The sequence below is a fragment of the Methylophaga sp. SB9B genome, from assembly GCF_004832235.1.
Lineage (GTDB): Bacteria > Pseudomonadota > Gammaproteobacteria > Nitrosococcales > Methylophagaceae > Methylophaga > Methylophaga muralis.
In genome coordinates this window covers 315,000-340,546 of sequence record NZ_SSXS01000002.1, presented here as the reverse complement: position 1 = coordinate 340,546, position 25,547 = coordinate 315,000, and the positions used below count along the sequence as shown (strand labels likewise).

The 25,547-nt window shown below is 46.2% G+C and carries 24 protein-coding genes; 5 read left to right on the top strand and 19 right to left on the bottom strand.

The features are described 5' to 3' along the window. Window positions 1-18: 18 nt before the first annotated feature. From E8Q33_RS03765 to E8Q33_RS03730, 8 genes are all read right to left on the bottom strand, one after another. Window positions 19-894, bottom strand: a complete 876-nt coding sequence (locus E8Q33_RS03765) for a LysR family transcriptional regulator (protein WP_136552902.1) — start codon at window positions 892-894, stop codon at window positions 19-21. Continuing rightward, window positions 882-1,898: a phosphonate dehydrogenase gene (locus E8Q33_RS03760; RefSeq protein ID WP_136552900.1), complete on the bottom strand. Its 1,017-nt coding sequence runs from the start codon at window positions 1,896-1,898 to the stop codon at window positions 882-884. Before E8Q33_RS03760 ends, E8Q33_RS03765 begins: the two co-directional genes overlap by 13 nt. A 9-nt stretch (window positions 1,899-1,907) precedes the next feature. Next, window positions 1,908-2,714, bottom strand: a complete 807-nt coding sequence (phnE, locus tag E8Q33_RS03755) for a phosphonate ABC transporter, permease protein PhnE (protein ID WP_136552898.1) — start codon at window positions 2,712-2,714, stop codon at window positions 1,908-1,910. Between the two features lie 9 nt (window positions 2,715-2,723). Then, window positions 2,724-3,587 (bottom strand): phosphate/phosphite/phosphonate ABC transporter substrate-binding protein, encoded by an 864-nt coding sequence (gene phnD / locus E8Q33_RS03750; RefSeq protein WP_136552896.1) that lies wholly within the window; start codon window positions 3,585-3,587, stop codon window positions 2,724-2,726. Then, window positions 3,584-4,441 carry a phosphonate ABC transporter ATP-binding protein gene (gene phnC, locus E8Q33_RS03745; RefSeq protein ID WP_136552986.1) on the bottom strand — a complete coding sequence of 286 codons (858 nt, stop codon included), beginning with the start codon at window positions 4,439-4,441 and terminating at the stop codon, window positions 3,584-3,586. The genes phnD and phnC overlap by 4 nt, the downstream gene beginning before the upstream one ends. Window positions 4,442-4,636: 195 nt before the next feature. Then, entirely contained in the window at window positions 4,637-4,951 is a 315-nt protein-coding gene (locus tag E8Q33_RS03740) for a pyrimidine/purine nucleoside phosphorylase (RefSeq protein ID WP_136552894.1), read from the bottom strand. A 42-nt stretch (window positions 4,952-4,993) separates the two neighbouring features. Next, window positions 4,994-5,749 (bottom strand): hypothetical protein, encoded by a 756-nt coding sequence (locus E8Q33_RS03735; RefSeq protein WP_136552891.1) that lies wholly within the window; start codon window positions 5,747-5,749, stop codon window positions 4,994-4,996. Between the two features lie 37 nt (window positions 5,750-5,786). Next, on the bottom strand, window positions 5,787-6,035 hold the full coding sequence (locus tag E8Q33_RS03730) for an accessory factor UbiK family protein (protein ID WP_136552890.1): 249 nt from the start codon (window positions 6,033-6,035) through the stop codon (window positions 5,787-5,789). Window positions 6,036-6,294: 259 nt separating this feature from the next. On the opposite strand from E8Q33_RS03730, the gene E8Q33_RS03725 reads away from it, so the two are divergent. Then, window positions 6,295-7,074, top strand: a complete 780-nt coding sequence (locus E8Q33_RS03725; RefSeq protein WP_247869905.1) for a lipopolysaccharide kinase InaA family protein — start codon at window positions 6,295-6,297, stop codon at window positions 7,072-7,074. Between the two features lie 6 nt (window positions 7,075-7,080). On the opposite strand, the gene E8Q33_RS03720 is transcribed toward E8Q33_RS03725, so the two are convergent. After that, a complete protein-coding gene (locus tag E8Q33_RS03720) occupies window positions 7,081-8,484 on the bottom strand; it encodes a helicase HerA-like C-terminal domain-containing protein (RefSeq protein ID WP_136552888.1) in 1,404 nt (467 codons plus the stop codon). A 256-nt stretch (window positions 8,485-8,740) separates the two neighbouring features. Between E8Q33_RS03720 and E8Q33_RS03715 the strand changes: the two genes are divergently transcribed. Next, on the top strand, window positions 8,741-9,172 hold the full coding sequence (locus tag E8Q33_RS03715; RefSeq protein WP_136552886.1) for a YhcB family protein: 432 nt from the start codon (window positions 8,741-8,743) through the stop codon (window positions 9,170-9,172). On the opposite strand, the gene recD is transcribed toward E8Q33_RS03715, so the two are convergent. The 7 genes from recD to E8Q33_RS03680 all read right to left on the bottom strand — a co-directional run bounded on the left by recD (window position 9,169) and on the right by E8Q33_RS03680 (window position 20,771). Beyond that, window positions 9,169-10,911, bottom strand: a complete 1,743-nt coding sequence (recD, locus tag E8Q33_RS03710; protein WP_136552884.1) for an exodeoxyribonuclease V subunit alpha — start codon at window positions 10,909-10,911, stop codon at window positions 9,169-9,171. The two genes, E8Q33_RS03715 and recD, sit on opposite strands and share 4 nt — an antisense overlap. Then, complete coding sequence (recB, locus tag E8Q33_RS03705; protein ID WP_136552882.1) at window positions 10,908-14,387, bottom strand: exodeoxyribonuclease V subunit beta; 3,480 nt, start codon at window positions 14,385-14,387, stop codon at window positions 10,908-10,910. The genes recD and recB overlap by 4 nt, the downstream gene beginning before the upstream one ends. Beyond that, a complete protein-coding gene (recC, locus tag E8Q33_RS03700; protein ID WP_136552880.1) occupies window positions 14,384-17,584 on the bottom strand; it encodes an exodeoxyribonuclease V subunit gamma in 3,201 nt (1,066 codons plus the stop codon). Before recC ends, recB begins: the two co-directional genes overlap by 4 nt. A 142-nt stretch (window positions 17,585-17,726) precedes the next feature. Then, on the bottom strand, window positions 17,727-18,329 hold the full coding sequence (locus E8Q33_RS03695; RefSeq protein ID WP_136552878.1) for an HD family hydrolase: 603 nt from the start codon (window positions 18,327-18,329) through the stop codon (window positions 17,727-17,729). Window positions 18,330-18,344: 15 nt separating this feature from the next. Beyond that, window positions 18,345-19,145: a class D beta-lactamase gene (gene blaOXA, locus E8Q33_RS03690; RefSeq protein WP_136552876.1), complete on the bottom strand. Its 801-nt coding sequence runs from the start codon at window positions 19,143-19,145 to the stop codon at window positions 18,345-18,347. Between the two features lie 166 nt (window positions 19,146-19,311). Continuing rightward, complete coding sequence (locus E8Q33_RS03685) at window positions 19,312-20,127, bottom strand: lipopolysaccharide kinase InaA family protein (protein WP_247869904.1); 816 nt, start codon at window positions 20,125-20,127, stop codon at window positions 19,312-19,314. Continuing rightward, window positions 20,088-20,771, bottom strand: coding sequence for a class I SAM-dependent methyltransferase (locus E8Q33_RS03680; RefSeq protein WP_136552874.1), 684 nt, complete (start codon window positions 20,769-20,771; stop codon window positions 20,088-20,090). The genes E8Q33_RS03685 and E8Q33_RS03680 overlap by 40 nt, the downstream gene beginning before the upstream one ends. Window positions 20,772-20,996: 225 nt before the next feature. On the opposite strand from E8Q33_RS03680, the gene E8Q33_RS03675 reads away from it, so the two are divergent. After that, window positions 20,997-21,683, top strand: a complete 687-nt coding sequence (locus E8Q33_RS03675) for a VIT family protein (RefSeq protein WP_211116081.1) — start codon at window positions 20,997-20,999, stop codon at window positions 21,681-21,683. Window positions 21,684-21,730: 47 nt separating this feature from the next. On the opposite strand, the gene E8Q33_RS03670 is transcribed toward E8Q33_RS03675, so the two are convergent. The 3 genes from E8Q33_RS03670 to E8Q33_RS03660 all read right to left on the bottom strand — a co-directional run bounded on the left by E8Q33_RS03670 (window position 21,731) and on the right by E8Q33_RS03660 (window position 23,693). Next, window positions 21,731-22,270, bottom strand: a complete 540-nt coding sequence (locus tag E8Q33_RS03670; protein ID WP_136552870.1) for a HAMP domain-containing sensor histidine kinase — start codon at window positions 22,268-22,270, stop codon at window positions 21,731-21,733. Beyond that, entirely contained in the window at window positions 22,258-22,923 is a 666-nt protein-coding gene (locus tag E8Q33_RS03665) for a HAMP domain-containing protein (RefSeq protein WP_168800134.1), read from the bottom strand. The genes E8Q33_RS03670 and E8Q33_RS03665 overlap by 13 nt, the downstream gene beginning before the upstream one ends. Window positions 22,924-23,009: 86 nt before the next feature. Then, window positions 23,010-23,693 (bottom strand): response regulator transcription factor, encoded by a 684-nt coding sequence (locus E8Q33_RS03660; protein WP_136552867.1) that lies wholly within the window; start codon window positions 23,691-23,693, stop codon window positions 23,010-23,012. Window positions 23,694-23,851: 158 nt separating this feature from the next. Here E8Q33_RS03660 and E8Q33_RS03655 point away from each other — a divergent pair, with 158 nt between their 5' ends. Then, on the top strand, window positions 23,852-25,108 hold the full coding sequence (locus tag E8Q33_RS03655) for a TolC family protein (RefSeq protein ID WP_136552865.1): 1,257 nt from the start codon (window positions 23,852-23,854) through the stop codon (window positions 25,106-25,108). Beyond that, window positions 25,105-25,542 (top strand): hypothetical protein, encoded by a 438-nt coding sequence (locus E8Q33_RS03650; RefSeq protein ID WP_136552864.1) that lies wholly within the window; start codon window positions 25,105-25,107, stop codon window positions 25,540-25,542. The genes E8Q33_RS03655 and E8Q33_RS03650 overlap by 4 nt, the downstream gene beginning before the upstream one ends. Window positions 25,543-25,547 lie beyond the last annotated feature (5 nt).

Here is a 25,547-nt window from a genome sequence, read left to right as displayed (position 1 = left end):
CAGGAAAAATTCCTAGCTCTAGTTTTTCGAATGAAGCAGATATTCAACAAAATCCGGTCGTTTATTTGTGATTAAAGGATCTTGCCGCCAGACTAACTGAATGGATTTTTTAAGCGCATCGCCTTCCAACGGTATCGCACACAAACTGCCATGTTTAACCTCATCTACCACCGCTGATGCAAAAACCAGCGAAATCCCCAATCCAGCCCGCACAGCTTGTTTCACTGCTTCGGTACTGCCTAACTGCATGGTAATAGTCGGCATCTGCTTAAAGCCCTGTAAATACTGTTTCAACAAACGCCCTGTTCCACTACCACTCTCGCCACCAATTAATTCCAGACCGGCCAGCATGGATTTGCTTATCGTTTTCAGCTTTGCCAGAGGATGGCCAACGGGGACTATCATCACTAACGATTCGGTTTTCCACTCCAGCGATTCAAAGCCGACTTTGGGTGACCACCATTCAGTTAAAGCAATATCAATTTCAGCGTTTTCCAGTTTCTCGACGATGTTCGGGTTCGCTTCGATCACCAAGTCCAGATTCTTCAATGCTGTTGGCTGATGGCTGAAATAATCCTGCAAACAGGGTTGCAATAAATAGATACCAATATTCGAGCTGGCCCCAACTTTGACATTAGGTTTTTGCACGGCAGCCAATGCCCTATCGTGGAGACGCAACATGCTCTCAGCGTAAGGTAATAATCGCAAAGCCGATTCGGTCGGTTGGCAACCACTTCGTCCGCGTTGTATCAAAGGAACTGAGAGCATTTCTTCCAGTTTCTGAATATGTTGGGTAATAGTGGGTTGGGCTATTCCCAATGTATTGGCAGCAGCTTGAAAACTCTGCTGTTCTATCAGTGTTATCAAGCTTTTAAGCCAGATTAGATTGAGCATGATGCATCCTTTACTGAGCCAAGATGATTGGCTGGATCTAATGGCTGATCTCCAGCTAATACTCGCAGAATATTTTCGGCAGCACGCTTTTCAATTGCCAAACGTACAGCGCTCACAGCCGAGCCGATATGTGCCGTAAACAAGGTATTGGGATGCGCTAACAGATTTGCATCAATCTCATTGGGTCGATCATTTCGTGCCCAATCTTCCATTTCAAACACATCACTGGCATAGCCGGCTAAGTGACCGCTTTCCAGCAATCGTAAAATGGCGGCCTCATCAACCACCGATCCACGACATGGATTCACCAGAAAAGATCCTGGTTGCATCTGCTGTAATCGCTGTTGATTCATCAGATGCTGGGTTTGCGAATTTAAGGGCAGTGCCATAATGACGATATTTGCCTCAGCGAGCGCTTCATCCAATGACATAAATTCAAGGTTTAAAGCAGCTTGCTGTTCAGAATCTAAAGCTTGTTGATCGGTATAAACTAATCTTGCGTCCCAACCGTTAAGCCGTTGGGCAATGGCCTGTCCAATCGCGCCCATACCGATAATGGCTATGGTCGAACCTTCCACACCCAGTCCATAAAACTGTGGACGCCAACCTTTGAAGTAACCACTTCGCACATGTTCATCAGCCACTCTAATATGTCGAATCAATCCAACCATTAAACCGATGGTCAATTCGGCGGTGGGAACCGTTAATAAATCCGGCACAAAGGTCAGCCAGACATCATTTTCCGTACAGGCATCGACATCAAAATTGTCATAGCCTTTTAACGCCGCACCAATCACTTTTAGGTTTGGACAAGCCTGTAAAAATTCGGCATCCACCTTATCGGGCATAAATACCATCAACGCATCAGCATCATGCGCCAGTTGAATGGTATCGCTGCGTGACAGGCTGAACGTGGTCTGATTGGTTATCAAATCACAATGCGGTGCCAACATTTCCAGCACTTCATCATGCACTTTATGGGTAATTACCAATTTAGGTTTCATCAAAATCCCTTACTTAAATTTTTTGCGTAATACACCGCTTAACGCATCAACTAATGTGACCATCACCAGAATCACCAGCAAAATCGCAAATACTTCCTGATACTGCATAATCCGCAATGAGCCCATCAGCTCAAAACCAATACCACCAGCGCCAACCATGCCCATCACTGTTGATGCTCGGAAGTTATATTCCCAACGATAAATCGCCACATCAGCAAATTGGGGCATAACCTGAGGCAGAATCGCGTGATACAACACTTGCATTGGTGATGCACCTGCCGCACGAGCTGCTTCTACCGGTGCTTCATCCACATGTTCAATCGCTTCGGCAAAGAATTTACCGACCATACCAATAGAATGTAATGCCAACGCCAACACACCTGGCAATGCACCAAAGCCAACAGCAGCAACAAAAATAATACCCATGATCAGTTCAGGCACCGATCGCAGTGCATTTAAAAAAATACGTGCCAGTTGAAACACCACACCATGCGGTGAGGTATTGCGAGCTGCCAGAAAAGCCATTGGCACTGAAAACATCACCGCAATAGCGGTACCGGCAATACTCATTGCCAGGGTATCTAACAGTGGGGAAAACCAGTTACGGATATTGGTAAAGTCAGGGGGAAATGACTCACCGGCTAAGGTACCAATAGCTGGCAAACCATTTGCCAGTAATTCAAAGTTGAGTACATTCACATACCAGGCTGCAAGCAGGATGATGGCCAATAAGGCCACCACCTGCAGAGTTTGTTTTTTCCAGCGCTGACTGTAACGTTTCAGCATATCTTGCTGGGAAATGACTTGCGTGCTCATAAAACGTCCTTACATCTTGGAAAAATCAAGATTGAGCAATTTGCCCATATCTCTAATTACGTCGTAATCAGCATCAGTAATCGGCGCAAAACCCTCGGCTTTGAAAGCTTTCAGTACTTCTTCATCATCTAAACTGACAAATGCATCTCTTATTTTCGCTTTCAGATCGTCATCCAGATTAGAACGCATCGCCCATGGATATTGTGGAAAAGGTTTGCTGTGCCCAATCACTTTCACCTTGGCAGGGTCAATCAGCTTGCGTTCAACTACAAAATTGAAAATCACTTCAGAAAGACCACCGGCATCGGCGTTGCCGTTAGCAACATTCACTGCAACCGCATCATGGGTGCCAACAAAATGTTGTTCATAATCCGTGTCGGCTTCGATACCACCTTCCTCGATTAATACCGTTTTTGGGATGAGGTGGCTAGAAGTTGAAGCCCGGTCGCCATAGGCCATTTTTTTGCCTTTGATATCCGCATAAGACTCAATACCAGAATTCACATTAGCAATGATGATCGAGCGATACGTTGGCACACCATCGATTACCATTGCGGCAAATGGTTCGATATCACTTTTTGATTTGGCCATGACATAAGAAAGCGGTCCGAAATACGCTAAATCAATACGGCCAAAGCGCATGGCTTCAATCATTGACGAATAATCGGTGGTCACTATCAATTGCACTTTTTTATTCAGCGTGGCTTCCAGATAATCTTTCAACGGCTGATTACGCATAATCAACTCGGAAGCATTTTCGTCAGGCAGTAACGCTACTTTTAGCGTATCCGGATCGGCATCAGCAGCCATGCTTGGTGCTACGGCTGTCACCAGCATGGATGTTGCTAACAGTAATTGTTTAAACAGTTTCATCGGGCAATCTCCAGTTGTGTTGCAGTTTTTTGAGGTAATTTTTGTTGAACAGATGGTTGTTGTTTATCTTTGGTAAATTCAGCTTTTCTCTGGCTGGCTGGTTGTTGGTAAATTAATGCCAATTGCTCGTCGTCCAGCTGATCAGGCGCTGCGTCAAACACCACCTGCGCATTGGCTAGGCCAATAATGCGATCAGCAAAGCGTTTGGCGTATTCGAGTTGATGTAAGGAAACGATGGCGGTGATGCCATCTTCTGCACAGATTTGTTTTAATTGAGACAGGACTTTTTCTGAGGTTGATGGATCCAAACTGGCGACCGGTTCATCCGCCAGAATGATGGTGGGTTGTTGAGCCAGTGCACGAGCGATGCCAACACGTTGTTGCTGACCACCGGATAATTGATCGACCCGTGACAAGGCTTTGTCAGCCAGTCCAACCCGTTCCAGACAATGTAAAGCCAGCTCCAAATCAGCTTGCGGCATCGGTAACAGGCTACGCAGGAATGAGTGATAACCGAGTCGGCCCATCAATACATTTTGCAGTGCGGTATGACGCAAGATAAGTTGATGATGTTGAAACACCATGGCGGTTTTACGCCGATGACGACGTAAAGTACGTTGATTATCCAACACACCAAATTCGGCTGAGGTGACTTTGCCCGAGGTGGGTTTCACTAAATGATTAAGTGCTCGTAATAACGAGGATTTTCCGGCACCGGAGAGCCCGAGCAGCACATTAAATTCGCCGCGTTGAAAATCAATTGAAGTTGAACGGAGAGCTTCGATCCCACCGGGATAGGTAATCCCAAGATTCTCAATCGACAGAATCGGCTGAGGTGTTTTGCTAAACGCCATATCATCACCTTTCGCAATATTAAGCACCGCAGTATTGCGGTTCACAATGGAATGCTAAGGTTTAAATATGACTGGCAAATGAAGGTTAGATGACCATTTAGTTACAGTAGGCCGAGTTAATTCCGAATTTTTCTCATAAAAAAACCGCCAGTCCATACCAGACGGCGGTTTTTTATAAATCGATTAAATGAAAACTTAATCGAGATAGCTGCAGCAGTAATCAACCAATTCGGTAATTTCAATATCAAACGATGAATTGGCCGGTACATTGAATGACTGACCATAGGTAATCGGTGTCCATTCAGTGTCACCATCCAGACGGTAACGCAATTGTCCGGCGAGAATTTCCATTAACTCGGCTTTCTCGGTACCAAATTTATATTCGCCCGGCATCATGATGCCAAGGGTCTTATAACTGCCATCCTCAAATGTCACTTTGCGGCTGGTTACTTTGCCATCGAAATAGATATTGGCTTCACGGGTCACCGTGACATTTTCGAATGTAGACATACGGCTCTCTCTAGTAAAAATTTGAAGGAATATACGCCTGAGTTAGCGGGCTGTCATCCAGTCTTTCATCTCTTTATACCCTTTAGGTACTTCATAGACATACAGACTGTCGGTTTTGGTTTCTGACCAGGTGGCACCGTTACGATCGACATAATGAATCGTATCGCCGTCTTTTTTGATAGCGTAATGCACATAAGGGCTGCTTGATTTAGGATCGGTAAAGACAAAACCATGCTGCATTTTTAATGACACATCACGATCCACACCTTTCTGGAAAGTACCCAACGCGGGCGTCACGCGCCACCAGTGATAATCATAGCTGGAAGCATTGTTTTTATATTCCATGGCACGAATATGTTTTGCGCCCTGCATATCGGCTTCTTCATGCCAGTAGCCGTCCAGTTCCTGTTCGCTAATCTGTGGTGGACGCACAAAGTTATAAAGTCCGTTATTGAAACTGAAGCTTTGTTTTTGCCAATCCACCTGCGTCTCGATGGTTTTGTTTGAGGCTTTGCTGCCTTCAGCCGGAGTCATGGTTAACTGACCATCGCCGGATAATTCCACCTGATAAGTATTTTGCGGATCAGCTTCACCGGTCGGTGATAAAAAAGCGATGCCGTTATCAAATGTTAAAACACCACGACCGGACGTATCCACCCAGTGTCCCTGCAAATTCTGCTGCTGGTTTTGACTGATGGTGGTCGCTGATTGTGAAGACGTATCTGCCTGCACAGTTGCTATCATTGGCATGGTTAACATCAACAGGGCTGATGGAATCAGAATAGCTGTTTTTTTCATCTCTCTCTAACTTCCTTATTTAGTTATGGTAAAGCTTTTATTTATTGGTTAACTGCTCCAGCTCTTCGACACGTTTTTCCAACGCTTCGAGTTTTTCACGAGTACGCAATAAAACCTGCGATTGCACTTCAAATTCTTCACGGGTGACTAAGTCCAGTTTATTGAACGTGGAGGTCATCGCAGCACGAATATTCTTTTCGGCATCATCCCGCATCTGCAACAAGCCGGGTGGCAAGGCACGGGTAATGGTGTCGGCAATTTCATCAAGTTTTTTCGGATCAATCATGTTGGTTCCTTTGATCTAGAGTCCAGGGGTCTGTTTATGTTTCATTGTCTATTCTACGGGAAAGGAAAACTTACTGAAATTTTGCTGCTGGACGGGTAGCTGAAAAACTTCCAAGTTCAGACTTACTTCAGGCAAAAATTTGCATAAATAATTGCATGGTTCAGAGATAAAAGTTCAAATATGACAAAAATATTACAAATAACTTGAATAACAATAAAGGTTTGGAATATTCTCACCCCATCTATTCAACTTATTGATAATGATGACGCAGGCAAAATCAGAACGGCTGACCGAAAACCAATCCTGTGAAGGTGTTCTTGATTTTGAATCACTTTGGCATCTTTACACTAATTGGTTTGAAGCCCCCAATATTCGTCGGGGTGGCTGGAGTGGCGTCATCAGGCAAGCTGTCAATACAAATACCGGTGCCGTTGATGCTTTTATAAAGCGCCAGGAAAATCACCTGAGTAAAACATGGCTTCACCCCTTCAAGGGAGAAGCGACGTTCTCCAAGGAATATCGCAATATCCTGAGGTTGACCAAAAAGAACATTCCGACGCTCAAGCCATTGTTCTTTGAACAACAAGGTATGAAAGCCATCTTAGTGACTAAAGCGCTTAATGATTATCAACCTTTGGATATCGCATCACGGAAACTGGATCGTCTGCAGAAACGAGCCTTACTCACCCAGGTAGCCAAAAATTTAAGGCTGATGCATCAGTATCATTTCCAGCATAACTGTCTTTATCCAAAGCATATTTTTGTTAAATACGTGAATGGTGAATGGCGGGTTCGTTTTATTGATCTGGAAAAACTTAAATGGCAACTGTTTAAAACCAGGGCCATTCATCGCGATCTGATTACGCTGTATCGCCACTCTGTTGGAAACTGGTCCGAGAAAGATCGAATATTTTTTTTCCGAACTTATCAGCAGGAAGAAAAGCTTTCACCCAGATCCAAAAAATTATGGCGAAAGTTACAAATAAAAAACGCTACAAAAAGTAAAATCGTTTTTAACCAATTAACTGCCCCAAACTGAAAAAAATCATTTTCCGTTTAATAACGACCCGAATATTCCCCGCACCAAACGTCTGCCAATCTGACTGCCCACCGAGCGCATCGCACTTTTGGCAAACGCTTCGAATACTGACTCGCGATTACTTTTACGAGCCGGTTTGACCGATTCTTTTGCCGCTTCAGTTTGTTCGGCCAGTGCTGCCTTTTGCATTTTTTCAGCGCGTTCGGCAAGAATTTCATGGGCTGATTCACGATCCAGCATTTTTTCATAAACACCCGCCACCAAAGAGCTTTGCATTAATTGCTGACGTTGTTGTGGTGTGATGGGGCCAATCTGTCCCTGTGGTGGTTTAATCATGGTTCGCTGCACAATCTGTGGACGACCTTTTTCATCCAGCATGGAAACCAGCGCTTCACCCACACCCATTTCGGTGATGACTTCCGTGGTCGAAAAGGCTGGATTGTCACGAAAGGTTTCAGCGGCGGCTTTAACCGCTTTCTGATCTTTGGCGGTATAAGCCCGAAGTGCATGTTGAATACGATTACCTAATTGTCCCAGCACGCTGTCAGGAATATCGGTCGGATTCTGGGTCACAAAATAAACGCCAACGCCTTTGGAGCGAATCAGACGCACGACCTGTTCAATCTTATCCAGCAGGGCCTTTGGTGCATCATCAAATAACAAATGCGCTTCATCGAAAAATAACACCAGTTTGGGTTTCTCCGGATCACCCACTTCCGGTAACTGGTCAAATAACTCAGCCATCAGCCATAGTAAAAACGTACTGTATAACTGCGGAGACTGCATTAATTTATCAGCAGCAAGTAAATTGATGATGCCTTTGCCCTGTGCATCGGTTTGCAACAGATCGTCCAGATTCAGAACCGGTTCGGCAAACAGTTTGTCTGCTCCCTGATCTTCCAGTACCAGAAGACGACGTTGGATGGCTCCGACACTGGCCGCTGAAATATTGCCGTATAACGTCTGAAATTCGCTGGCATTTTCTGCAACAAACTGCAGCATGGCACGTAAATCTTTCAGATCCAGCACCAGCCAGCCGTTGTCATCGGCTACACGGAAAATCAGCGTTAATACACCCTGCTGAGTGTCATTGAGATTCATCAGCCGTGACAACAGTAAAGGCCCCATATCCGATATGGTGGTGCGAACCGGATGCCCCTGCTCTCCAAACATATCCCAGAACGTTGTCGGGAAACCTGAAAACTGAAAATCATCCAGCTGCATCAAATTAACGCGCTCAGTGATTTTAGGATGCGTTTTACCGGGTTGACTGATGCCGGACAGGTCACCTTTGATATCCGCCGCAAACACCGGCACACCAATATTACTGAAACCTTCTGCAAGCCCCTGCAAGGTCACTGTTTTACCGGTACCGGTTGCGCCCGCTACCAGTCCGTGGCGATTGGCCATTTGTGGCAGTAAAAAAAACTGCTTGGTCAGCCTGTCCTACAAACATTGGTTGCGCCATGTGCTCTCCTTATCATCAGTCTCTATTGGGTGGGATATTCAACAGCAAAATATGGTCAACTTTATTGTCCTGCAAACACGTTATCTGTTTGCGGACTATTATGATGCAAGCTATGCTGTATCTATCAAAGCGGGTTATCCGCCTCACCGTAACGTTTAATAATAAGCTTTTTTGCAAAGATATCATTAGGGATTTGTCATGACATCAATTGAATTATGGGCCATCGGCATTGTTGCAGTTGTTATCGCAGGGATTGTGGGGTTTCTGGTGGGGCGCCGCCAGCCTGTTGGCAGCCCTGAACAGTTGAAGCAACTGACCCAGGCACATGAACGTCAATTATCGCAGGTTCAGGCTGAACTGGATGCCTATCAGGAAGAAGTACATGCTTATCATGAGAAAACTGCAAATTTATTTGTCTCCATTGCAGCGCCCTACAAAGAGATGTTCGATCATCTGACGGAAGGCTATGACAAATTGGGTAATTTCACTGAACACAAAGTGTTACCGGATCGTGCCGGTGCTTTGTTAGATGGTCCCGATGCAAATAAGCACGTCGTACCCGAGCTGACTGAAGATCTGAAACTGCATGAAGAAAAACTCAAGGCTAAAGCAGCCTTAAAAGACTATTAATTGTTTTCCATAAGTAACTTCGCCAAACCACTTTCACGCTGATGTCGACGTTGCACAGCCTGCTGTAATACAGGCTGTGTCGACAAAATCTGCACGGTTTGCCGCGCTCTGGTCAGCGCGGTATACACCAGCTCCCGGCTCAATACCGCTGAATCTTCTTCCGGTAACAACAAAGCAATCTGGTCAAATTCTGATCCCTGACTTTTATGTACCGTCATCGCAAAGACGGTTTCATGTGCCGGTAAGCGGCTGAGTGGCAACCAACGTAATTCCTCACCAAACAGGAAACAAGCCTGCAATTCGCCATCGACATTGGGCAATATCAGCCCGATATCGCCATTAAACAGATTCTGCCGATAATGATTCTGCGTGATCATAATCGGTCTGCCGGGATAAAACGGCTGTGCTGTTCGCCAGCCCCGTTTCGCCAGCAAATTCATCATCATCTGATTGACTGCATAAACCGACTGGCCTCCCTGTTTAACTGCGCATAACACCCGAAACTGTTCAAATGCCTGAATACAACTGACGGTATCAGCACGCTGTTCAATCGCATTGATATAAAACTGGTAGCCAGTTATTAACTGGTCATGGATATGTTCTGTGGTGGGGCCAACCAAAGCGGAAGGTGTTTGATTGACCAATAAATCCGTGACCTGAGCGGCATCCCCCTGATTAACGGCCAAAGCTAATTGACCAACCTGCCCGCCCGCAGCAAAACGATAGCTGTGCTGTAATTTGACCAGACTATCCTGCAAAGGATTTATGTTGCCTGCAGGGGGTAAATCAATCTGGCTGATGTGTTTGACCCAGGAGCTGAACTCAGCAGAAAAGCTCGGTTGATCGGCACATAAGTTAGCGAGCACTGCGCCGGATTCAACTGAGGCTAATTGATCGCTGTCCCCCAATAAAATCAATCGTGCATGTAACGGTAAGGCTTTCAAGGTAATCGCCATCAGATTGATATCAATCATCGACGCTTCATCAACAATCAATACATCCACCGGTAATGGCCTTTCTGCTGAATAACGTCCCTGGTCAAAACGGGCACTGATGCCCAGTAAACGATGCAAGGTTTTGGCGGCGTATTGTTCGCCAGTATGTTGACTGATGGCCTGCTGCAAACGTGCTGCGGCTTTACCGGTAGGCGCTGCCAACGCAATACGCGGTGTGGACTCCAGTAATTGCAGACACTGCAACACCTTTAACACCACGGTGGTTTTACCGGTACCAGGCCCACCGGAAATGACACACAACTGGCGTTGCAAAGCACTTAATACCGCCACTTTCTGCCAGTCAATATCAGGCAGATCATTCTGCCAATCTGCCATAAACACCTGCAGCTTTGCTGTTTCCGGCAGCACATCCGTTGTTGTCAGTCGTTGCTGTATGGCTGTTGCTACCTGCTGCTCAGACTGCCAGTAGCGATATAGATACAGCAAGCCATCAGCTGTGAGAATCAATGGTTTGAATTCACCCGGCTGCCCCACAACCTCAGTGTTTTGCAATTGTTTTAACCATTGCGAAGACTCAGGTAACGCCTCCTGGATAGCCGGATTCAGTGAATAAAAGTCATGCAGATTCAGACACACATGGCCTTCGCTTATGGTTTCGCTGAGCAATCCTGCGGTTAAAGTCACCAATGGATCTTCTGTTTGCTGTTGACGACAAATGTAAGCCGCAAACTGGTAAGCCAACTCAGAAAACCCGGCTTCCCTCAGCAGTTTCAACGCACTCATAAATCACCTGCCATCAGCTGATCCAGTGCTTCCAATAACTGCCGATCCAGCCGATCAAAATACACCCCGGTTTGTGACCACTCCGGTTGCATACCGCGTAAAAACAGGTAATACACACCACCAAAATGCAACTCCGGATCATAATCCGGCAGGCGCTGTTTTAAATGCCGGTGCAGCGCCAGGCTGTAAATCAGATACTGCAACGGATAACTGTGGCTAAGCATGGCATTTTGCAATGCTTCACCTTGATATTGAGATGGGTCAGATCCCAGATGATTGGATTTGTAATCGGCGATATAAAAGCGGCCTTCAGACTCAAACACCAAATCAATAAAGCCTTTCATAAAGCCGGTCAGAGCCTGAAAAGTCAGATCGTTTGCCAGTTTCTGCCAGACCGAATCCCTGGCGGTTTGCTGCAGGACTTTTTTCAGCGCTGGCATTGTCAAGCCGGCCACCGGAAAATAAAACGCCATTTCATTAATTCGCTGGCTGGCTGGTAAATCACACAGGCGCAGCTTATTGTCAGCATCCAGTGGGGTTTTCAATACGTCCTGCAGCCATTGACTGACAACCTCTGTCCATTGGATATCAAGGCCAAACTGGGGCAATAATCTTTCAACGGTTTGTGATATCTGCTGAGGGTTTGCCGTATCGAACTCAATATTTTCCAGACATTTATGCAGGAAATTACCGGCCTGCCGGCCACGCTCAAAAGCAAAGCGATCTTTCACATTTCGTTTACTCAGCGTTTCAATATCAGCTGTGACCAGTTCGGCATCATAGTCCGGTTGTTCAGAAACATGACCGCGGCTTAATAATGAAAAGCTGCCGATGCGCCAGGGTTTATGGATCACGCCTTCAAAACTTCTGGCTTGATAACCCGTAGTTGCAGATTGATCGCCCTGATAGGCCAGCGGTGTTAGTGGCTGATAATCGGTCACGGCAATGTTGCCGGCACTACTGGCGGCCAACGCCTGTAAATCCTCACGCATACCGGCAGCGTTTTCGGTATGTAATAGCTGATACAACGCGGATTGCTGTATCTCCTTAACATTGCCCCAGACAATAACGCAGCGCTCTCTGGCACGTGTTAAGGCCACGTATAACAAACGCAACGCCTCTGCCTGCTGTTCCTCTTCAGCAACCTGCTGCGCTTCAGATAATAAAGGGTCAGTTAATGCGACACTGGGTTGATACTGATTTTTCGGATCATGAAATTCCACAATATCGGTTTTGTTTTTGGCGGTTCTGGCAGTCCAGCTGAACGGACAGAACACGATGGGATATTCCAGTCCTTTACTCGAATGAATGGTCATGATTTTGACCAGCGCTGCATCACTTTCCAGTCGCAGTTGTGCGGTTTCATCTTCTGCTGCACTGGCTTCCTGCTGTCTGGCAAACCACTGAATCACTGATTCGATATGATGATTCTGCCGTGCCGATTCGGCCTGAACCAGTTCGGCCAGATGCAGAAAGTTGGTCAGTTGCCGTTCACCATCATCCTGTTTAAGCAAACGTTGCAGACCATTATCCAATTGCAATAAAGCACGGAACATTGCCATAAAACCCGATTGCTGCCAGCGTTGCTGTAACAGCTGCAACTGGTCCATCAAAGCATTCCAGCGTAATTCATCCTGCTGAATGGCATACAGTGCCTCAGCAGAATATTGAAATAAGGGTCCGGCTAATAACGTGCTGAGACGTTGCTGATGATCCGGTTGTGCCAATGCCAGCAATAAACAGAAAATATCCGACGCCTGTTTGGAGGCAAACACATTTTCCTTGCCCTGCTGCACACTGTTAATGCCCCGTAACCGTAACGCCTGTTGAATCAACTGGGCTTGCCGGTGATTAGGCACTAACACAGCAATATCACCACCGGTTAACGGTCGTATATGTTTCGTGTCTTCATCCAACAGCCGTGCTTTATTGTCGGCAGCCAGATTTAATAAGCGGGCAATTTCATTGGTTGTTTGTTCAACGGCTACCGCAGTCATTACTTCTTTAGTCAGGGGTTTATCACTGTCTACATAACAGAACTGTAAAGCTGCCTGCTCGCCGTCATCCACTTGTAAAGCGGGCTGTTTATCACGTGACGCATCGACTTCGACAAACGGAATCTGCTCATAGATAAAAGGCGATGGCTTTTGCATAAACAGGCTATTCACTGCTTCAACCAGCGAGATATGTGAGCGCCAGTTTTTGCCTAATGTGTAAGTTTGCTGAGCATCCTGTTTAGCCTGCAGATAGGTGAAAATATCTGCGCCACGGAAACTGTAAATCGCCTGTTTGGGATCGCCAACAAAAAATACCGGTAAGCCGCTGGCTGAAAAGACCCGGCGGAAATTATCGTATTGCACCGGATCAGTATCCTGAAACTCATCAATCAACGCGGCTTTGAACTGTTCCCGCAATCTGGTGACCAGCCACTCTCCTTGTGGACCCTGCAAAGCCTGCGACAGATTAATTAACAGATCATCATAAGACTGCACTTGCTGCTGGGTTTTCTGCTGGGGTAAATGCTCACGGATAAACGTCAGCAACTGCAATCTTAAATGTTGCAGCGCCAGTGCATTTTGATTCTGATAATCGCTAAAGGCCTGATGAAAATCCTGGCAAGCCTGCCAGAACTCGGCATAGGGTAACTCCTGTCCGTCAACCAAAGCCTCTTCAAGTCGACTAACGGTAAACCGGTCAAACTGCTCAAACACCATGGAAGGCAAACTGGTTTCATTGAGCAGGTTCTCCAGCATTTGAACCCAGGATTTAACCCAATCGGCACGATATTTTTTACCGCTAAGGATCTTTTTATTGTTCAGCATCGCAATATAATCATCACGATGTTGTTGCCAGAGTCGTTTAACATTCTCAAAGCTTTGGCTGGCAGCCTGTTTTACCGCGTGAGTATCCACTTCAGGCAAATCCTGAATCTGCAGATACGGTTTGCCTACCAGATTGCGAATCGACTGCAGCAGCGTTTCCGGTGTCTGTTTTTTGGCTAATAAATAAGCGCTGAAATCGTTATCGGCCTGCACCACATTTTTACGCCAGAAATCATCGGTAACAGAAAGTAATAATTCACGGTCATCGCCAATCAAATCCATTTCAAACGGACTGCCGGACTCAAAAGCAAAGTCTTTCAATACCTGCTGACAAAAACTGTGAATGGTAAAAATCGCCGCTTCATCAAAGCTTTGAATCGCTACATCCAATCGTTTTAAATCCGCAGTGCGCTGTGGTTGTTTATCCAGAATCAGCTTGCGTTCATCACTCAGTTTTTTGCGTAACCGATCGCGTAACTCCTGAGTCGCCGCACGGGTATAGGTCACCACCAGAATCTGATCGACATTCAGCTGATGTTCCAGAATCAGACGCAGATACAATCCGGCCAACGTAAAGGTTTTGCCAGTACCAGCACTGGCTTCAATCAGATTGACGTCATGTAACGGGGTGGTATCGAGATCAAACTGCTTCATAGTTTGTCTCCTGCCATGGCATCCCAAATGGGTTGATAAACCCGCAAGCTCAAACTCTGGAACTCATCCGTTAATGGCGACTGTTGAAACAGTAATTGATGGTAAGGATCAGCATCTTCACCTGCAGTAAAACCTGACGTCCATGCCTTATAAGCTTCTTTTTCCGGGTCCGCCTTGCCAGCATTGAGCTCCGCTGCAGCATAAGCCAGACTGGTTTTTGGTAAAAATGGGATAGGTTGATGCAAGCCTTGCCAATAAATATCCAATAACTCAACCAGAAGTTGTTGTGGATTTTCAACTGGCTGCAACATCAGATAATTATCTTCACATTGCAGCTGACTGTGTAAGGCCACGCCTTCCGGTTGCAAGCAGTTCAATACCAGATGTGAACACCACAACCCTAATAAATCCTTGGCTTTCATTTTCGCCAGCCGGTAATGCAAAAGTCCTGATTTTGAAAGCCCTTCAAGCTGTCCGGTGAGCGTAAAGCCCTCACAGTCAAACTCAAATGCCAGTGGCGGTATCGGCTCAGCAGTTCTCAAAGGCTGTAATTTGTCAGTAAAGGCATCCACAGTTTCAAGTTGCTGGTCAAACAGCAGTTCACCAAAATAGCCATGTGGTAATACGCCGCTGGCGTTGATCACCGGTTGAATCTGACTCTGGTCTATTTTCGCTAAACGGCCATCGAGCATTTGCTGACGCATTGACCAGGCTTCCAGTCCATCCAAAGCAAAAGGTTCGCGAATTTCCAGCGTGGCATCCTCATTTTCATAAAAAAGGCCCAGACGATGTTGTGCCAGAAACTTTGCCGGATGACTCAAAAACTGTATCAGTTGCTTGAGACTGACAAAGCGCCAGCTGTCATCGGCATCCGGCAGTTTATTAGTAAACCAGCTTTCGGTTTCAGCCTGTTTTTGTGGTGGCGGACAGGCATCGGCGTTAAAGCTGAACAGTTTGTTATCTTCAGCAGAAAAATATCGTGGACTGAAGGCCTGCAATGGATGCCGTGTGAGTAACTGCTCCCAGATCTCGCCACCCTGCTCTGTCTGAAAGCGTCTGCTCAGTACATCGTTAAAGTCACTGACCAACACCGAAGGTGGAATTACCGCATTATCATGAATGCTGGCCCCGACATAGCTGATATACAGATGCCGGTTAGCCGACAGAATCGCCTCGAGAAACAGATAACGATCATCATCGCGACGTGAGCGATCACCCCGCCGGTAATCATTGGAAAGCAAATCAAAACCTGGTTTGGGTTGGCGACGTGGATAGCTGTTGTCATTCATACCAATCAGGCAAACCACGTCAAACGGTATACTGCGCATCGGCACCATGTCGCAGAATGTGAGGCCACGGCCCATAAACTGATGTTCGGCGCCGGGCAATTCAATATGCAAATCCAGCCAGTCGCGCACCAGATCAATCGATAAAGTTTGTTCAAAGCCGACCTGTTGGGCAGATTCGGTCAATGAATTGATGCCTTTTAAAACGGCATCCAATTGCAGCTGTTCGTTTTCGTCACCAATTTTAAACAACCTGCGAAGCCAATCCGCCAACACAATTTGCCAGTCAGCTGGACTACGCGGTCTGTTTAACACATCGCGTAATTGACTGAGCTGATCAATAAAGGCATTAAGCTGTGCCATTAACTGGGCACGTTCACCGGAGATCCCGCTGATCGGCAGTTGGTTATTAAATAACTGCCATTGATCACGTTCTGCCGGTGGCAAGGCATAGCCCAGCAATAAGCGGTCAAGTCCGGCCCGCCAGGTATTGGCATCCAACGCTGCCAGGCCAAGTTTTTGTTTATCCTGACCGTCCAGTCCCCAACGTATATGAGTTTCCCGTAACCAGCCTCGGATGGTGTCGAGATCAGTATGATCCAGTCGGAACTGTCGTTGAATAGCAGCACATTCCAGCAGACGCATAATGGTTTCAGCATCAAATCGTGACTGTGGCAAAGCCAGCAAATCAGTAAAGGCCGAAATCAGCGTTTGCTGCCGGGCATCACCTCGGTTGGCAATGCTGAAAGGAATAAAACGCTCGGCGGGTTGGCTGCTGAACACTGCTTCTATTACCGGTGCATATTTTTCGATATCCGGCGTCATCACCACCACATCGGTGGGGGATAAATCAGCATGTTTTTCAAACAGATCCAATAATTGATCGTGTAGCACTTCCGCTTCACGCATCGCGCTATGGCAACTGTGGATCTGCACTGAGTCGTCATCGGCAGAAACGGTAAACTTTTGGTTATCACTGTCGAGCTGATAAATATCCTGCTTTAGCTGACTCAGTAAATCGCTGGCTTGGGGTTGCAGGTAGAGCATTTCCGCTTCATGTGGAATGGCCTGCAACTGTTCAAAAAAGGTCTGACCCAGTTTGCCCAGACTGGCCAATAAAGGATGGCCGTTATCAGTGAAATCCTCTTCCTCATCAAATAACAGGCGTTGTTTGGCCTGAGATTTTTGATTCAGCAAATCGCCCCAATAGCCCTCGCTGGGTGACAGAAAATAAATCGAGACGTCAGTAAATTCAGCGATTTCGGCCAGCAAATCCAAATAAATCGGTGGCATCGCTGTCAGACCGAAAATGGCAATTCGTGGCGGTAAGATTGAGCTTGGAAACTGTTTGTTTTTCAGTGCCTGTTGCATCTTCTGTAACAGCCGCGCCCGATGCATCGGTTCGTCATCATCCTGTGTCAGCAATCGCCACAAAGCGCCTTGCCAATTATTTGTTTTACCCGTTTCCCATTGAGCAATCCAGTCCGGGCGATACATCAAATACTGGTCAGAGCTGTCGGCAATACGCTGTGCCAGATCCAGCATTTGACGAGCATCATCAGTTTCACCAAGATAACGACTGATCGCTTCAAATTCTGGTTGTTTTCCGATCGTTGGTAGCAGTTCGAAGATTTTCAGGCTCATCGCATCGGTTGAATACGGCGACTCGCGGGGAATTTCCGGCCAGACCTGGCGGAAAAGCTTCCATAACCATGCAGACGGAAACGGAAATTCAATATGTGCAGCAATCGATTGATTAGAAGCCAGGAATAAATTAAGCCAGCGGGCCAGCTCATTACTCTGCACCATCACGGTTTCAGCTTGTAATGGCGGTAAGGGATTTAACTGCTGGGTTTCAGCCAGATGCGCAGCCAGTTGCGACATCGAATTGCTGTAGATCACATTCAGCATGTTTTGTTTCCCTTAATCCAAAGCTGAAGATGGAATTGTGCTGAAAACTCAATCATTACGCGTTCGCCACATTGAACAAAATGGGTTATTCACAAGAGAATAGTGAGCGAAAAATAAGTCATATCTTCTTCATTATGCTTGGTCAATGATCGAGTAACCAGCCTTTTGCCACTGCCCGTTCGATATTATGTGTTATCCACTGGTGAATCTCCGGAAACAACTCTGCAATGAAAGCATGCGCTCCTGCGACCTGCGACTTTCTTACTTTGTGCTCTTTCCACGGTTTGCCATCATTATTAATATTCAATAAAAATGGCAGTATTCGATCAACAACCTTAAGTAACATTGCCTCGTCGCTGTTACCCAGCTCCTGCTCTTCCCATAAATCAGTCAGATCGTTAATGCTGTTTCCCGGATGAGCGTTTAACCTTTGCAGACAAGTGCGTTCGGCATGGTGGGCAGCACTGCGAACCCTGGCATACAAAAACGTATCGCCTGCATCAATTTCACCCAAATCATGTACCAAAGCCAGTTTGAACACTGTTTCCATATTGAGTTGAAGATTGAAATGTTCGGCGATTGACCAGCATGCCATTGCCAGATGCCAGGAATGTTCTGCCGAGTTCTCACGACGTTTACCACCGGTAATAAAACTACGCCGCTCCACATGTTTAAGTGCGTCCAGTTCAAGAAAAAAGTCTGTGATACTGTTGAGGTTAGTATCTGTTTTATGTTCAGGCGACATTATTTATCTGTTTAATTAAGTTCGGGGTAATGCTTCGATGATTTGCAGCACTTTGCGAGTGATTGCTTCGCGTTTGTATAAGTCCTCAAGCCGGTTTGGTGTATCCATATTCAAGGCAAAAAACACCGGTCCGGTTGGCCATTCAACCCAGCCTACCCACCAGCCGATTTGTCCTTCCCAACCCGTCTTTGCCCGAAGTATCCACTCTCGTCCGGCTTCAACAATCATAATATCTTTCACCAAACGCTGATCCGCTTTATCAAACGGTAATTCGCTCTGGTAAAGCTTTTTGAGAAACTGAATCTGCTCCTGAGCTGTGATTCGCAAATTGCCATCAATCCAGTAAGTGCTGGTCTCGCCAGTCGGCTCGGCATTGCCATAATCAATTCTGGTCAGATAGTCACGCGCCTTTTCCTCACCGATCTGTTCACCAAATTGCTCATAGACCCATACTGCAGAATTGCGCATTGATGAACGCAAATCCTGATCCTGATTATGCGGGGCAAAACTACGTTCCACACCATCCCACGGAAAAACCTGAAATTCATCTTTGATGATACCCGCATCAAGGGCAAACAAAGCATGGGGAATTTTGAATGTCGATGCCGGTGGCAAACGCTGTTGAGATCTCGGCTCATTAAACACCATTAGTTTTGAATTCCCCATGCGCTGATCCAACACAACTATCGTGCCTTGTGCAGCATGGTTATCAAAAATTGTCTGCCAGTCTGGCCGAACTTCTGTATCCACTTCAGCGAATGTATTTGCAGATAAGAATAAGCCACAAAGAATAAAAATCAGCGCTACGCGGTTCATAAAAGTACCTTCATCAGATAAACATGAAAAAGGCGCCAAAGCGCCATTTATTGAAAGTATAATGTTGATTACAAGATATCAGGCAGAAACCATTATCTTTGCACCCAGTATCAGAAGTTTATTGTAAAACGCATCCGCACGGGCAAATCTGTTTTTGTTACCGTCATCAAGAGGTAAACACTGACTGGACATGTTGTTTGGCTTGAGCTTTACGATGGATTTTTTTGCACATCTTATGAATAATTTTTTTTGAATGGAGCGATATTTTAGGTTGGCCGAAATAAGCTTGGAAAAACACCACTATATCCTTGGCACTCCATAGACCATTCAAATGCCGAATAAAGGTTGTTAAATCATGGATCGCAGCACGTTTTTTAAATAACCGATATTTTAATTTCTCAAGATCGATAAGTTTTACATCCCATTCGTTGGCTAGCTGACGAACCATAATATGTTTTGGATAGAGACAATTATGCTGATAGTGGTATTGGTGCAGATGATGGATCAATTTGGCAGTGCTTGTTAGCAGAGCTTTTCTGTCACACGAAGGTAACAGCTGAAAATCAATTTTATCCAGGCTGACATAGCCTTCTAACGCTTTGGTAACCAGAACAGCTTTGGATGCTTTTGTTTCAAAATATAAAACATCCAAAGTTGGGATGTTTTTAGCATTAAGTAATTGAATATTGCGGTATTCACGCAAAAACGTTGGAATGCCTTTAATCGGGTGCATTAGCGTTTTCGTCACATGATTTTCTTGTCTTTTGATAAAGACTTTTTGCGGTTGACCGAAGCTATCAACCACACATTTCACAACACCACTCCAGCCTCCACGACGAATATTGGGTGCTTCAAACCAAGGTGAGTTATTACGCCAAAAGGCATCGAAAGTATCGCTGTTCTGGCCTGCGGCAAAGCCTGATAGACTCATGTTATTTGGCATCACAGGTTCTCGTCTTTTTCGAGAATATAAGTCCGCCACATCGCGTATTTCGGCAGAAAATCCAGATGGGCTTTTATACGAAAACCCGCTTGCGTAAATTCTTTTTCAATAATGTTTTTTGGAATGACAAATCGGTTTTGATAATCTCGATTTGCCCTGTTGGACTCGAGTTTTTTTCGCCGCCATGCTTTAAAATTTCCATCCACCCACAATGAAACAATCACAGTTGATTTGCTGACACGATGAAATTCTTTTAACAGCTTAAGACGGTCTTCGGATTGACCAATATGGTGTAATAAACGGATGCAGAAAATATTATCTACATAACCGTCACTTACCGGTAATGAAAAAGCAGACGCTTTAAAGGTATGTACTTTCTTTGAGAGTTGTTTTTCACGATACTGTAACCCGATATCAATCATCTTCTGACTGTTATCGCTGGCGAAGACAATTCTTTCAGGGTTTTCAGTCAGTACCTTCCAAAAGCGTCCTGTTCCACAAGGTACATCGAGCACGCTAAGTGGATCACCCGCAATTTTTAAGGCTTTTCTGGCGATCTGCTGATCTCGCCAATTTGACAATTTTCTTGCTAAACCATCTGCATGCTTATAAAAGTAGGCTTTGGCATGAAGTTCATTATATTTTTCTGAAAATTCAAGTTGATTGGTATCCAGGTTTGACATCTATGACATGCTCACTCTGATAAGGAAAGGAAGTGGCATTGTCAGTCTTCATGCTTAAGGGAAACTTAAGTTTATTTAGATACATTAAAAAGCAAGAAAATGAATACTGTAGTGATTTTTCCTATCAACAATCTCGCTGAATAACCTCTTTAAAACATAACGTTATCCGTAAAGAGTCTGCTGATTTAATAACCACACACCTGAAAATAAAATCGGAAAATCATAATGAAAAAACATACTGAAGCTCATAAAACGCAACATATTGGTTGGCTTCGTGCTGCGGTAATGGGGGCAAATGATGGCATTGTTTCCACAGCCAGTCTTATTGTTGGTGTAGCAGCTGCAGGCGCATCAACTGAGATCATCTTTATGACAGGTGTAGCAGGCCTGGTTGCAGGTGCTATGTCCATGGCGGCAGGAGAATATGTCTCCGTTAGTTCTCAGGCTGATACTGAAAAAGCCGATATTGAGCGTGAACGCGTCGAGTTAGCAACTGATCCGCTTCATGAGTATGAAGAATTGACCGCGATTTACATTCATCGCGGTCTGGATAAATCGCTTGCTCAACAAGTAGCAAAACAACTGATGGATAAAGATGCGTTAGTTGCTCATACTCGAGATGAGCTTGGCATATCAGAAGACTTCACCGCAAAACCAGTCCAGGCAGCATTTTCATCCGCGGCTACCTTTACGGTTGGCGCGTTATTACCCTTGATGGTGGTGCTTTTGGTCTCAAGTAATCGATTGATAATAAGTGTTTCCATCAGTGCTTTAATAGCATTAGCGATTTTGGGCGCATTATCAGCAATGATTGGGGGAGCATCCGTTACAAAAGCCGTCTCACGTGTTGTGTTTTGGGGGGCATTGGCAATGGGACTGACGGCTTTGGTTGGTCATTTTTTTGGAGTTTGAGATCCTTCTGGGACGCGATTCTTAAGCTGTCCTGCCGAAAAAAAACCTTAAAGTGGATTAGGGATTTCCTTTTCTTTTTGTTGGAAAACCACTGTGACTACTGTTCCGTGACCAAGGGTGCTATCTAAGTTAATAGTCCAGTGCAATCGATCACATATCCTTTTGACGAGATTTAGTCCCAGCCCTGTTCCACCAACCTTGGTACTGTAACTACGTTCAAACACCTGAGTTAGCTTGTCAGCTGGGATACCTTCACCCGTGTCGCTGATCGAAAATTCATTGTCGCTAATGTGAATCCGTATGATTCCTCCCTGAGTATGCTCGATAGCATTTCGCAGTAGATTGCTAACGGTTATCAGCACCAGATTAACGGGCAGAAATAATTGTGGTGAACCCAAATAATTACGTTCAATCAACAATGATTGGTCAGCGATCTGTCCGGCATAATCTTCCAGACATTGCTCTACCAGAGCCGCGAGGTCTATTGAGCTGTCCTGATAGATCTGGCTGCTTTCTTCGCGCGATAAAAGAAGCGTCGCTTCGATGAAGGCAAGCATTTCTGTACAGGCTCGGTTTATACGTTCCAACGCTCGCTGCGACGCCGGGCTATGAGTATCGGCCGAGAGTACATCCAGGCGCCCATCATCACTGTCAGCGGTGTGCGTAGCTCGTGACTTGCCGCTGCAGTAAAAGATCGCTCCCTTTCGACAAATTTCTCCAAACGTTCCTGATATTTATCAAACGAGGAAGCAATCTGACCGATCTCCGTACCGACATAATCATCAGCAATACGTAAGCCCGTTTGTCCCGGCTCAATATCGGTGAGTCGCCGCGACAGATTCTGCACCGGTGCCAATATAGCCCGTGTAGCACTCAAACCCATGGCAATTGCCACGATCAATACCAGAAAAAGGCCATAGAGAAGCATACGTAATACAGCATGTTCCTGTGCTTCCCATTCGGTAATATCGTAGGTCAAATAAACAGGACTCCCATTCCATTCGCCCACTTCAACCTGATAAACCGAACCTCCCATCGAGACCGTGTGATGTGATCCTGGCTCCAACTCAGCGAACTCTGGGGCAATATTTGTGTTTTTACCACCAATAAGAAATTCCCAGCCAGTTAATAATGCATTTTCATGATAAGTGCCATCATCCAGTTGCGCCGTTAGCACCCGCAACTGCTCAGCGACCATGTCACCGAAAACTCTTGCCTCCAGTTGTGACTTGATGAGCAACACGCCTCCTGCAAACAAAAAACTAGTGACGCTGACGATGAGTACAAGTGCAGTGAGTATTCGAAATTTAAGGGATGCTTTAGATTTCATGGAAGTGATGGCTCGGCAACCAGTCGGTAGCCCGCTCCATGAATAGTGTGAATCAGTTTGGTGGCGAACGGTTTATCAACCACATTGCGCAGGCTATAGATATGCATGCGCAACACATCATTATCGGGCAGCATATCTCCCCAGATGTGCTGCTCCAGTTCTTCACGGGTGACAACACGATGCGTATTTCTCATCAACAGCTCCAGCACTTTGCGTTGCACTGGATTGAGTTCCAACAGCTGACCAGCTCTTGTAGCAGCAAGAGTCTGGGGATCGTAGTGTAAATCGCCCACTATCAATGTCCGTGGTGTGTGAGAGCTGCCACGTTTTATGAGTGCCTGCAGCCGCACTTCGAGCTCCTTCACGGAAAAAGGTTTCACAAGATAATCATCGGCCCCCGCCTGAAATCCCTCTAATTTATCGTCAAGCTGATCACGCGCTGTCAGCATCAGCACCGGCACATCGTTGCTGCCTTCATTCCGCAGACGTCTGCATACCTCCATGCCATTAAGTCCTGGCAACATAATGTCAAGGACAATCACGTCATAACGCTCGCTCAGCGCGAGCTTCAAACCATGTGGTCCAGTCGCAGCAAAATCGAGCACATGCCCCTTGGGCTCCAGATAGTCAGCAATGTTTGCTGCGATGTCGCGATTGTCTTCGATTACCAGCACTTTCACTGCCACCTCCTTACACCAATTAATAACTTTGTCAGTGTCAATCGGCCCATGTCAAAAAAAAGTCAACTCAACGGGTTGACAATTTATTTACAACTTCTGACTTAGGCTGACGTAAAAGCTTTCACCCTATCCCAACTGATAAAGGGAAACTTTACAAAGTGAAAAAAACACACCTACAACGCCTTACAACACTAACCATTTTAGTTGCGTTCTTGGCCACGCCAAATCTCCACGCTCAGGAACTCGATCATGCGCCACTTATCACGACTCAAGATTTAAATTTTACTACCCTGCTGGAACAGACGTTGGCACATGCCCCTGAAGCTTTGGAAACCGAAGTACGGACAGAGCAGGCGCAGGCCATGGTAGATGTTGGTGAAAGCTGGATTGCTGGCCGGCCAAGCGCGCAACTAGACTATATCGACGATCAAATGCTCAGTAACCTCGGTGAACGCGAGCTCACTTATGGCATCACTTTACCCCTGTGGCGATCTGGTGAGAGGAACACCATGCAAGCCCGGGGACAACAATACAATGTCCAGGTAGCAGCGTGGCAAGAAGCTTTTACTCTGACGATGGCAGGACGACTACGCCAGGTACTGGCAGACATGCAGGATGCAGATTCTCTGTTGGCAACAGAACAACACGCTACAGCAGATGCCCGGCAATTACTGTCAATTGCTGAGTCCTTGCACTCTGCGGGCGAAACTGCACGGCGTGATGTTTTGCAGGCTCAAACATTGCTGCTGGCCCAGCAACGAAATGAACTGGCAGCAGAGGCAGCCCGTGTTGATGCTGAACGTAAATACCAGATGCTGACTGGTCTGAATATCCGACCAGAAAAGCCGCATATCGAAACCCTTCAAACGACTGAAGAGGTTAGCCCAGAACATCCTCTATTGCGACTGTTAAGAAGCGATATCGATCTGGCAGCCGCCGAAATCAACAAGACAGAATTGGAGGCACTAGGTAACCCCACTATCAGCATTGGCTCACGTCGACAAAGAGCGGGTAATCAGAACGATTATCAAGATGCCTTGGCACTCTCAGTAACCATCCCCTTTGGTGGTCGCGCTCATGTCAATGCATCCACCAGTTCGGCGCGCCGCAATAAGGTCGACGCTGATGTGCGCTACCTCAATACTTACCGTGAATTGAACCTGCAACTTCACGAAGTTGCACACGAGCTTTTCACCTTGAATGAATCTCTGCCACTCAGCAAGGAGCAGGCCCAGCTGGCACGTCAGCAGTGGGAGATGGCAAAAACCGCTTTCGTTTCCGGCGAGACCGATATAAGTCAGGTAGTCATCGCCTTGCAGCAGAAGCGCCGGAGCGCCCGTGATCTTGAAGTGATTACTCTGCGACAAACCCGCCTGATTACTGAATTTAACCAAATCGTTGGAGTCCTGCCATGAGCTTTTTTTCCCGCAAGAAATTCGTTGTGGCTGTTTTGGCAATTTTTTCCGCATCCCTCAATGCTCAGGAAATCGTGCCCATTAACAGCGAAGATGTAACCAGGATGGGCATTGTCTTTGCTCCGGCTATCCCAGTAGACACAAGCACCGGCGCACGATATGCCGCGACAGTCGTCAACTCACCAGACAGCGCCGCAAGTGTGACAACGCCCTGGGCAGGTACACTGGTTTCATGGGCTCTTATACCCGGACAGAGTGCAAGTGCGGGCACTATTCTCGCCACTTTCAGTAGCCCTTCCATCTTGCCACTGCAAAACACCTGGATCGATGCCGTCTCTGCTCTGGAAGGAGCCGACTTCGAACTGCGCAAAGACGAGTCTCTATACACTGAGGGCGTTATCTCGAAACAGCGTCTGACAAAAACCGTCTGCTAAAACAA

Excerpts from the sequence above, each read along its gene's own strand:
- E8Q33_RS03765 (WP_136552902.1), bottom strand. The coding sequence starts at position 894 with ATGCTCAATCTAATCTGGCTTAAAAGCTTGATAACACTGATAGAACAG.
- E8Q33_RS03760 (WP_136552900.1), bottom strand. The coding sequence starts at position 1,898 with ATGAAACCTAAATTGGTAATTACCCATAAAGTGCATGATGAAGTGCTG.
- phnE (WP_136552898.1), bottom strand. The coding sequence starts at position 2,714 with ATGAGCACGCAAGTCATTTCCCAGCAAGATATGCTGAAACGTTACAGT.
- phnD (WP_136552896.1), bottom strand. The coding sequence starts at position 3,587 with ATGAAACTGTTTAAACAATTACTGTTAGCAACATCCATGCTGGTGACA.
- phnC (WP_136552986.1), bottom strand. The coding sequence starts at position 4,441 with ATGGCGTTTAGCAAAACACCTCAGCCGATTCTGTCGATTGAGAATCTT.
- E8Q33_RS03740 (WP_136552894.1), bottom strand. The coding sequence starts at position 4,951 with ATGTCTACATTCGAAAATGTCACGGTGACCCGTGAAGCCAATATCTAT.
- E8Q33_RS03735 (WP_136552891.1), bottom strand. The coding sequence starts at position 5,749 with ATGAAAAAAACAGCTATTCTGATTCCATCAGCCCTGTTGATGTTAACC.
- E8Q33_RS03730 (WP_136552890.1), bottom strand. The coding sequence starts at position 6,035 with ATGATTGATCCGAAAAAACTTGATGAAATTGCCGACACCATTACCCGT.
- E8Q33_RS03725 (WP_247869905.1), top strand. The coding sequence starts at position 6,295 with ATGATGACGCAGGCAAAATCAGAACGGCTGACCGAAAACCAATCCTGT.
- E8Q33_RS03720 (WP_136552888.1), bottom strand. The coding sequence starts at position 8,484 with ATGGCCAATCGCCACGGACTGGTAGCGGGCGCAACCGGTACCGGTAAA.
- E8Q33_RS03715 (WP_136552886.1), top strand. The coding sequence starts at position 8,741 with ATGACATCAATTGAATTATGGGCCATCGGCATTGTTGCAGTTGTTATC.
- recD (WP_136552884.1), bottom strand. The coding sequence starts at position 10,911 with ATGAGTGCGTTGAAACTGCTGAGGGAAGCCGGGTTTTCTGAGTTGGCT.
- recB (WP_136552882.1), bottom strand. The coding sequence starts at position 14,387 with ATGAAGCAGTTTGATCTCGATACCACCCCGTTACATGACGTCAATCTG.
- recC (WP_136552880.1), bottom strand. The coding sequence starts at position 17,584 with ATGCTGAATGTGATCTACAGCAATTCGATGTCGCAACTGGCTGCGCAT.
- E8Q33_RS03695 (WP_136552878.1), bottom strand. The coding sequence starts at position 18,329 with ATGTCGCCTGAACATAAAACAGATACTAACCTCAACAGTATCACAGAC.
- blaOXA (WP_136552876.1), bottom strand. The coding sequence starts at position 19,145 with ATGAACCGCGTAGCGCTGATTTTTATTCTTTGTGGCTTATTCTTATCT.
- E8Q33_RS03680 (WP_136552874.1), bottom strand. The coding sequence starts at position 20,771 with ATGTCAAACCTGGATACCAATCAACTTGAATTTTCAGAAAAATATAAT.
- E8Q33_RS03675 (WP_211116081.1), top strand. The coding sequence starts at position 20,997 with ATGAAAAAACATACTGAAGCTCATAAAACGCAACATATTGGTTGGCTT.
- E8Q33_RS03650 (WP_136552864.1), top strand. The coding sequence starts at position 25,105 with ATGAGCTTTTTTTCCCGCAAGAAATTCGTTGTGGCTGTTTTGGCAATT.